This window comes from Vibrio sp. V03_P4A6T147 (genome assembly GCF_002241085.1).
Classification (GTDB): Bacteria; Pseudomonadota; Gammaproteobacteria; order Enterobacterales; family Vibrionaceae; genus Vibrio; species Vibrio anguillarum.
Map to the genome: position 1 here is coordinate 1 of NZ_NDIO01000196.1, position 9,214 is coordinate 9,214.

The window sequence follows — 9,214 nt, forward strand, 5'->3', positions numbered from 1 at the left end:
ATTAGCTACTATCGCTGATATGCGAGTATCTGAGCATAAACTACGGTTTCCAGAGCATACAGTCGTTCAAGTATTTACTAGCCAAAAGAAATTGGAAGAAAGTGCTTCACTACTTTTCAGAGTGGCAGAGATTCGCTTTCCTAAGGTTACCGCTGAATTTTTTGATGCGATGCATAATCATGAACAAAAGGAATGGACTGACGAACTTTTGCAGCGTCTAAAACACTCTTACTCTGATAGTTCTCCCTACGTATGTATTATTGATTCTGGAGTAAACGTTCAGCATCCATTACTTGCTCCTTTTTCAGATTTATCAGATCAAAGAACGATTACCGATGATAATGATCCAACCGATATTCTTGGCCATGGAACAGAGATGGCTGGGCTGGCAATGTGGGGAGATTTGACTGAAAAGCTCGGTTCCTTGAATGAGGAGGTTGTTGGGTACAGACTCGAATCGATTAAAACCATGAGGTTTAATGGTGACAATGCAGGTAAGTCGCTGGGCATAGTAACAACGAACGCTGTGTCTGAAATGGAGATATATAAACCTGAACGCTCCCGTATATTTTCTATGTCTCTTTCTTCAGGTAAAGGAACGGATAGGGGGAGACCGTCTTCTTGGTCTAGTGCTATGGATATGCTGGCGGTAGATTATTCAGGAGAGGGAATGACGCCTCGTTTATTCACTGTTTGTGCTGGTAACACAAGAATCAATGGTAGCGCAGAATACCCCGATATTAACTACTTGAGTGATGTTCATGATCCAGCACAAGCATGGAATGTTTTAACTGTTGGGGCTTTCACTGAGAAGGATAGTTTATCTCAGTCGAGTGATTTAATGCCATTAGCTCCACGTGGAAGTTTGTCTCCATACTCGACAACATCTTTATTGTGGGACAGAAGTAATGCTCCTTTCAAACCAGAAGTTGTATTTGAAGGGGGTAATATTGCTCGAGATGAAGATGGTTTTTGCGGCAATGAACCTGACTTGCACCTGTTAACAACCAACAATGATTATTCGCAGAGACATTTTAGAACATCACATGCAACAAGTGCTGCCACAGCATTAGCTGCAAGATTCTCTGCACAGGTTAAGTCCCACTACAGTGATATCTGGCCTGAAACGGTAAGAGCTTTAGCTGTGCACTCTGCTGATTGGACTGATGCAATGTATGCACTTATTTCTGTAAAACGTGGAGATGATGGCATCAAAAAATCAGATATGGTTAAGTTGATTAGAAAAGTAGGCTATGGTGTACCTAATTTGGAAAAAGCTCTTAACAGTGCTGACAATTCACTTTCAATGGTGATTCAGGATGAGTTACAACCTTTTATTAAGCCTCGTTCAGGTGATACTAAAACCAAAGATATGCACTTACACGATTTACCTTGGCCGAAAGGTGAATTACTAAAAATAGGTGAAGCAAACGTAGAATTAACGATAACTCTTTCCTACTTTATCGAGCCTAATCCTTCAAGTCGCAACGTACTAAATAAATACAATTATGCTAGTCATCAACTTAGATTTGATGTTAAGCATCATGGTGAGTCAGATGCGCAATTTATGCGAAGAATAAATGCTAAGGCTGATGGCGATAAGCCAGATGCTCTTGAAGATGGTAATTGGCTCATCGGAAAGCAGCAGCGCCATAAGGGTTCTATCCACAAAGATATTTGGCGCGGTAGTGCGGCTGATTTAGCTGCTAGAGGGAAAATTGCTATTTATCCAGCAAATGGTTGGTGGAAAACACGAAAAGCACATGAGCGGTATAACTCTAAAGCTAGATATGCTTTAGTCGTATCACTCTCTGTTCCTGAAGTTGATGTTGATTTATATAGTGAAGTGAAGGCGATAATTGAAAATGAAGTGAGAGTACAAGCGACCGTCGAGATCGCTAATTGATGATTTATTTAACACGCCTTCGGGTGTGTTTTTATGTCTGAGGTAAGGCAAAACAAATGACCGACACATTTCCATTTAGTGTACCCTTAATAGACGCTATCAGGCATGATTATGAGCGTTTTCGATTTGATACTCACCGGTATGACCACAAAGGTCTATTTACTGATGGTAAGGGGCTATATGCCGTTATATCGGATGTAGAAGGTAATGAATCACTGCTTGATGAACTAAGTGAACACTATCGTAAGTACCATACTGCTGGTATACCAACGGGCAAGATAGTTAGTAAAGTTACACAAGCGTTTCGTTTGATAGAATCGCGCAGCAGGTTAGAAAAGTCGCTCACACATGGGCAGCCTATGACGATGGATGAAACCATCAACTTGTTCGTGCTACACATTCCTAAGAAATATCATCCATTTCATGTGGACTTTTTATTTAACACCAACCAATTTAACCTGACTTTCAAATCGAAGATAACGATCAGTGAACAAGAAGATATTCAGCTAATTTGTGAGGCTCTAGGCTATCAAGGCTATGACTTTGTTTTTAAATTTGATCCTACCATCTCCCATTTTCCAGGAAAGGTCGAGTACAAATCTAATGCTCACAATAACCTACTACTCACAGCTAGTGGATTAATGCAAAAGCAGTTCTCCAAGCCTTTGCTCACAAGGTATGAGGAGGATGAAGATTTTTGGGTTCAAAATCGACATTCGGTATTCAGTGGCGATGCTACAGACCAAAAATCTCAGTTCCTTTTGCCTAAGTTTGTTGAAAATAAGTCACGTTGCTTCGTGGATGCGTCTGTTTTTCCGCGTCAGAACTTGAGGGTTTACTTAACTCTGTACGAACAGGTCATCATTGCATTGCCATTGGATAAGGGGGCAGAGTACTTCTATGAAATGTTTAAGCTGGGTCAATATGAGTTTCAAGAGCTGGTGGCTCGCGGTCGATTACTGTTTGTAGCGCCACAGAATATTCACCGTTATTCTCAGGAGTTACTGGCGGATATCCTTATGGTTGCACCAGACTCGATAATTTTCTCAAGGCGGCTTGCTGCCTCAACTATTCGAGGCATACAGAATAAGTCAGGGATAATTGGAACCACTTTCTCAAGTGATGAGCAATATCAATTCCTTCATCAATGTTCTCTTATTGAAAATGCGTCTATACAAAACCTTGCGCAAGTGCTTTCAGAGCAATGGCAATATGGTGAATACATGGTCAATAAAGAGGGGGCTGTATCAACGCATAGGCTGGGGGTCTCCAGGATTGCGGCTAAAGGCTTTGAGCGCAGAGGGCGGGATATTTATCTTGAATTGTCAACAGCGGCGATGGCGTATGAATACGCACAAGGACTTAGGGCTCATCATTTTCCTTTTGATGGAGAGCAATATTCAGAAGTCGCAGCCTGCAATGTGATCACTGGTTTTTACAATGGCGTTCGCTCTCACTCGCAGAAGATTCAAGAATCTGAGTTAGGTACATTGCTCAATGAAATATTTGCTATTGATAACGATATGGACATTCTTGAGCTCGACTCAGCGTTGTCTAATAGCCTAATGCGCTCGTTACCCAATATCGTTAATCAGTTTGCAGGTATGGATGAAGGTGAGCGGTTTCATAAGCTGAGAGCGCTCAAGGAAGAAGTGGCTAAAATTGAAAAAAATAAAGAACGAATGTCGCGATTAAACATATCAGGATTCCCTTCTGTCGCTGCTGGAGCTGGAATGGAGATGGCAGGAATCAAGGGGGGCGCCATCGTTGCACTTGGTGGTTGGCTCCTCAATGCCCTCAACGTATATGCAGATGAATTGGATCTTACGAACAGCCCAATATATACCAAACTCTCAAGCTTAAACCACTTCACTAGCCATGATGCTGTAATTGTACAGCGTGTAAGAGGTTCTATCTCAAGGCGGTAATATTTGGCTGTTAGTCAAAGGGGCTATTAAGGTAACGCCCTTTTCTTGTGATGGCTTGGAGTTAGACTTTTATTGTCCCGTACCCCAAGCCGTACCCAGATCGATTTTTGCTACAATTAAAAATCGTTTAAACCCTTATTTAATAATCTCTAGCAGCACACCTGCTTCCATGTGGTGGGTGTAAGGGAATTGGTCGAATAGAGCGAAACGAGTCACTTTGTGTGTTTCACATAGAGTGTCTAAATTCTCTTTTAAGGTTTCTGGGTTGCAGGAGATATACACAATCCGCTCGTAGCCTTGCACCATTTTGCAGGTATCGATATCCATACCCGAGCGCGGTGGGTCAACAAAAATGGTGTTGCAACGATAGCTTTTGAGATCAACTCCAGCCTGTTGCAAACGGCGAAACTCACGTTGACCTTCCATCGCTTGAGTAAATTCTTCGGCAGACATGCGGATGATTTGCACATTGTCTATTTTATTCGCCGCAATGTTGTATTGCGCGGAATCAACAGAAGGTTTGGCTAATTCGGTTGCGAGCACTCGCTCGAAATTTTTCGCCAATGCCAGTGAAAAGTTACCATTCCCACAGTAGAGCTCCAATAAATCGCCTTGGCTCTCTTGCGTGCAGTCAACGGCCCATTCCAACATTTTTTGTGCGACAGTACCATTTGGTTGAGTAAAGCTGTTTTCCACTTGTTGATAAATGTAACTTTGACCATGTACGTTCAGTTTCTCAATCACAAAATCTCGATCGAGCACGACTTTCATTTTACGTGCACGGCCAATCAAATTGAGGTTGAATCCCTCATCATTGAGACGCTGTTTTAATGCTTTTGCTTGGGTTATCCATTCTTCATCGAGTTGGCGATGATAAAGCAGAGAAACCAATACTTCACCACTAAGAGTGGAGAGAAAATCGACTTGGAAAAGTTTACGACGCAGTGAGTCGCTGCCTTTAAGTGCATCGACCAAAAGTGGCATCAAATCATTAATTAAACGACTGGCCGCAGGAAACTGGTCAACGCGGTATTTTTCACGCGTTTCTTGGTTGAACATGATGTAATAAAGCTCATCACCTTCGTGCCAAACTCGAAATTCTGCACGCATACGGTAATGCTGCTCTGGTGATTCAAACACTTCCAACTGAGGCATGTTGTATTGTGCGAACATTTGGGTCAGACGCTCGGTCTTTTCCGCCAACTGTTGCTGGTAGTGTTGTGGGTTTACATCAAGAGTCGCCATGGTATTACCTTTGCTTGGGTATGGTGCATTCAAATAATAAAGAGCGCAGATTTTATTCAATCCCTCGCGCTTGTCCAGTTTTGTCCTGAATTAGTCATTAATTGCGAGCTAACAAAAATAGCTGACACCAATCAGTACTAGACAAATTATCAATAGAGCCATAGTATCGCCCTCAGCTGGTGCTATCTAGCGGTATAGATGGCCGAAAAGGGAATCTGGTGTGAATCCAGAACTGACGCGCAGCGGTAAGAGAGAACGAACACCCAATATGACACTGCGGGAAAATGCTGTGGGAAGTCGGGTTAGTAGGTCAAGAGCTCTCAAGTCCGAATACCTGCCAGCAGCCAAATCTATACCACCGTTTGGTTGATTTGGTAGGACTTACGCGATTTAGGATCACAATATGAATAAATCCCTTTTAGCGGCGGCTGTAGCATCGCTGCTTCCGTATGCCTCATTTTCTTCTTATGCTCAAAACACTGAAGAGTCGCTCGTGGTGACGGCTAACCGTTTCGAGCAAATCGAATCCTCAGTTCTTTCTTCAGTAACCGTTGTGTCACGTGAAGAGATCGAACAGTATCAAGCCAACTCATTAACCGAAGTATTACGCCGAGTCCCCGGCGTGGAAATCGCCCAAAATGGTGGGCGAGGACACAATGCGTCTATTTTTATGCGCGGAACTAACAGTGATCATGTGTTGGTATTGGTGGATGGTATTCGTATCAATTCATCTGCAGGTGGTGTGGCGATTAACCGTTTTCCGATTGGTTTAGTGGAACGCCTAGAGGTTATTCGTGGTCCGAGTGCGTCAGTTTATGGTTCTGATGCGATTGGCGGTGTGATCAATATTATCACTCGCTCTCACCGAGGCGATGATGCTAAACAACTAGCGCTGGGCATTGGCAGCCTTGCGTCTAAAAAAGCCGATATAGTGGCTAAAGCGGATGTGAACGAACAAGGGCATATCCAAGTAGCGGCAGGTTTTGAACAAACCGATGGCTATGATATTAAAAAGACGGGAAACGGTACCCAATATGGTTTTGATAGCCAAAACCTGATAGCTGGTTATGAGCATCAATTAAGTAAGCATTGGCTTGGCTATGTTTCTGCAAGCTGGTTTGACAGTGATGCTCAATATGACTCTTATGGTTCGGTTAAACAGGGTTACTCACAAAATGAAAGCGTTACTGGCCAACTGAATTATCACAATGAACAGTTAAAAAGCTTGGTCAGTTTGAACTACCAGCAAACTGAGAACTTAGATTATTCACTGGCGGAAGGTCGGGCAAATGCCAGCACTAAGGCCAATATCAGTCTTACGCAGCTGCAGTGGGCCAATCTCTACCAACTGACATCAACATCGGAAATCGGTGCAGGTATTGATGCTCGCCGTGAACGCCTTGCCGATGACGCGAAAAATCGTGGCAGTGCTCATAAATTAGCGGGTGAAAGCCGAGATACCAAAGGTGCGTTCGCTTCTGGTCGGTTATATGTCAATCGCTGGGTGTTGGAATCCAATATTCGCTATGACGAATACGATCAGTATGACAATTATACAACTTGGTCTGTGGCGGCTGGGTATCAACTTAACGAAGCTCATTTTGTGCGCGCTACTTACGGTACTGCTTTTAAGGCACCAACGTATTCAGATTTAAGCACTACTCCAGACTTACAACCGGAAGAGTCAAAAAATGTAGAGCTCGGCATCTCGGGTGTCTATTCGTTTGCAAGATGGAATCTGTCTGCTTATGACAACAAAGTGGATAACCTCATCATTTGGTATAAACCAGCCTCTTCTTCAGATGACTGGTATTCAGACAACACTGATGCTCGGATTAAAGGCTTAGAGTTTGATGTGAACTTTGATACTGGGCCTGTTAACCATACGGTTGTGGCTGAGTTTAAAGATCACAAAGATGATAACGATGTCCAACTGGCACGTCGTGCAAAGCAAAATTATAAATGGATCAGCTCAATGAATCTCGGTAAGTTTGAGTTTAACGCTACCTATACTTACACAGGCAAACGGCTTGATCTTCCAACAGCATCGCCCATGAGTGACGACTACATTTCCGCAACCAACTTATGGGATATGTCGGTTGGCTACTGGATGAATGATGATCTGATTGTTCGCAGTCGAATCGATAACGTATTTAACGAGCAGTATGAAACGGCGATTGGTTACAAAGCGCCAGAGCGAGCTTATTACCTCAACGTTGCTTATCAATTCTAATTTTTGAAACCGCCAGTGGGCGGTTTTTACTTTGCGAGTGTGATGATGAAAAAGAACGTTATTGTCAGTTGGTCTAGTGGAAAAGATTCAACCCTCACTTTAGAGCGATTACTGGAAGATAGCCGTTATTGTGTGGTGGGCATTTTTACCACTTATGTTGAAGATGAAGTGCCCTTTCAAGCCACCCCTTTGTATGTAATTGAGCTACAAGCACGACTTTTAAAATTACCCGTTGTCAAAATAGAGCTGCCTGCCGTATTTCCAAGTAACGAGCTTTATCAATCGACCATCATCAGCGCATTAAAACAAAGTGGATTAGAGATAGACGCCGTTGCTTTTGGCGATATGTTCTGTAACGGTATTGCGCAGTATCGCAAAAGCTATATTGAACCGGCTGGCTGGGAGTGTGTGTTGCCCTTGTTAGGCGAAGATAGTAGCGCTCTTGCGCGAGAGATCATAAATCGCGGCATCCAAACCATGGTGATGACGACAGATGGTCACAGCCTCACGCCAGACTATTGTGGACAACCTTATGGACGAGCGTTTATTGATTCTTTACCAGCAAAGGTTGACCCGTGTGGCGAAAATGGCGAGTTTCATACACTGGTCACCGACGCGCCCTGTTTTTTGGGTGGAACACTGGAGTTAGAGTTGACGCATCTCCAACTGGGGGAACGTTTTTGTCACCAAAGATACCGAGCAAGAGCATTGCCAATTGATAAAGAGCGAGTATGATCGGAACGTTTTCATTATAAGGTGCTCAGAGTGTCGCAACCGTCTCAGCTTAATGTGCTTATCTTTGACTCTGGTGTTGGTGGGTTATCGGTTTATCAAGAGGTCCAAGCCAAACTACCACAATTAAACTACATCTACCTGTTTGACAATGAAGCTTATCCTTATGGAGAGCTCAACCAAGAGGTGTTAATTAAGCGTGTGGTTAGGTTGGTAAGCGATGTCGTTGTGAAAGAGCGCATTGATTTGGTCGTTATTGCTTGTAATACCGCAAGCACCATCGTCTTACCCAAGCTGCGTTCTTGTCTTGCTGTACCAGTTGTGGGGGTTGTCCCTGCGATTAAACCGGCCTCGTCACTGGCAAATAAAGCCGTGGGACTCATTGCTACCCCAGCGACTATCACTCGTCAATACACTCACGATTTGATTCGAGATTTCTCATCTGACAAGAATGTTGAATTGCTAGGGTCAACACGCTTAGTTGATATGGCAGAAGAAAAATTGAGGGGCAAAGCTGTCGATCTTGCAGAATTAAAAGAGATTCTTAGCCCTTTGGTGAACCGTATTGATGTGGCGGTCCTTGGCTGTACACACTTCCCATTAATAAAAGAAGAGATCCAAGCCGTATTAGGGAAGAGTGTCGTACTAGTTGATTCTGGAGAAGCTATTGCTCGTCGTGTGCAAGAGCTATTGGGCGTGAAAAGCGAGCCACAATACAAAATCAAACAACACAAGATATTATCAAGCGCACCTCCTTGGGAAGAAAGCGCGCTCAATAGCCGATTAGCTCACTTAGGTTTTACTCCTGTTCAAACATATCGTCATCAGGATGTTTAGGATCATTCGCCACACGTACTTTTAATGTACGCTGCATATAGTCTTTCTCATTCAAAGCTGAAATAGCACCATCTACATTTGCAGAAGCCATCACAACAAAGCCAAATCCACGCCTTTTGCCCGTTCGCTTATCTTTCATCAAACGTACGGCAAAGACCTCTCCATATTTGGCAAAAAGTTCACGAACATGAGCTTCATTCGCTTTGTATGGCAAGTTACCGACATACAGTGTTTTCGTTGAGAGTTTTGACTCCTCATCATCGGTTAGCGTTTTGCTGCCAAAAAATTTAAAAACAAGAGCGGAAGAGACAACACCAAGAACAAAAGTAATTG

Annotated in this window: 7 protein-coding genes and 1 riboswitch; of the genes, 5 read left to right on the plus strand and 2 right to left on the minus strand. The window is 43.3% G+C overall.

Annotated features, from left to right (window positions below; all coding sequences use genetic code 11):
- Both B9J84_RS07920 and B9J84_RS07925 read left to right on the plus strand, forming a co-directional pair.
- Positions 1–1,906 (plus strand): S8 family peptidase (locus B9J84_RS07920; RefSeq protein ID WP_094123893.1); only part of this gene is annotated, 1,906 nt, incomplete at its 5' end.
- A 56-nt stretch (positions 1,907–1,962) separates the two neighbouring features.
- Positions 1,963–3,834, plus strand: a complete 1,872-nt coding sequence (locus B9J84_RS07925) for a hypothetical protein (RefSeq protein WP_047459632.1) — start codon at positions 1,963–1,965, stop codon at positions 3,832–3,834.
- 135 nt (positions 3,835–3,969) lie between these two features.
- On the opposite strand, the gene trmA is transcribed toward B9J84_RS07925, so the two are convergent.
- Positions 3,970–5,079, minus strand: a complete 1,110-nt coding sequence (gene trmA / locus B9J84_RS07930; protein WP_094123894.1) for a tRNA (uridine(54)-C5)-methyltransferase TrmA — start codon at positions 5,077–5,079, stop codon at positions 3,970–3,972.
- A 160-nt stretch (positions 5,080–5,239) separates the two neighbouring features.
- A riboswitch (cobalamin riboswitch) is annotated at positions 5,240–5,436 on the plus strand.
- Between the two features lie 46 nt (positions 5,437–5,482).
- On the opposite strand from trmA, the gene B9J84_RS07935 reads away from it, so the two are divergent.
- From B9J84_RS07935 to murI, 3 genes are read left to right on the plus strand one after another with little or no spacing between them, the layout of a single operon-like run.
- Positions 5,483–7,312 carry a TonB-dependent receptor domain-containing protein gene (locus B9J84_RS07935; protein WP_013855458.1) on the plus strand — a complete coding sequence of 610 codons (1,830 nt, stop codon included), beginning with the start codon at positions 5,483–5,485 and terminating at the stop codon, positions 7,310–7,312.
- A gap of 3 nt (positions 7,313–7,315) precedes the next feature.
- Complete coding sequence (locus tag B9J84_RS07940) at positions 7,316–8,047, plus strand: ATPase (protein ID WP_013855457.1); 732 nt, start codon at positions 7,316–7,318, stop codon at positions 8,045–8,047.
- Between the two features lie 30 nt (positions 8,048–8,077).
- The gene (gene murI, locus B9J84_RS07945) at positions 8,078–8,881 is read left to right on the plus strand and encodes a glutamate racemase (protein ID WP_026028285.1); all 804 of its coding nucleotides are present in this window, start codon (positions 8,078–8,080) and stop codon (positions 8,879–8,881) included.
- Here the strand turns inward: murI and B9J84_RS07950 are convergent.
- Positions 8,844–9,212, minus strand: a complete 369-nt coding sequence (locus B9J84_RS07950; protein ID WP_404206595.1) for an RNA recognition motif domain-containing protein — start codon at positions 9,210–9,212, stop codon at positions 8,844–8,846. The two genes, murI and B9J84_RS07950, sit on opposite strands and share 38 nt — an antisense overlap.
- Positions 9,213–9,214 lie beyond the last annotated feature (2 nt).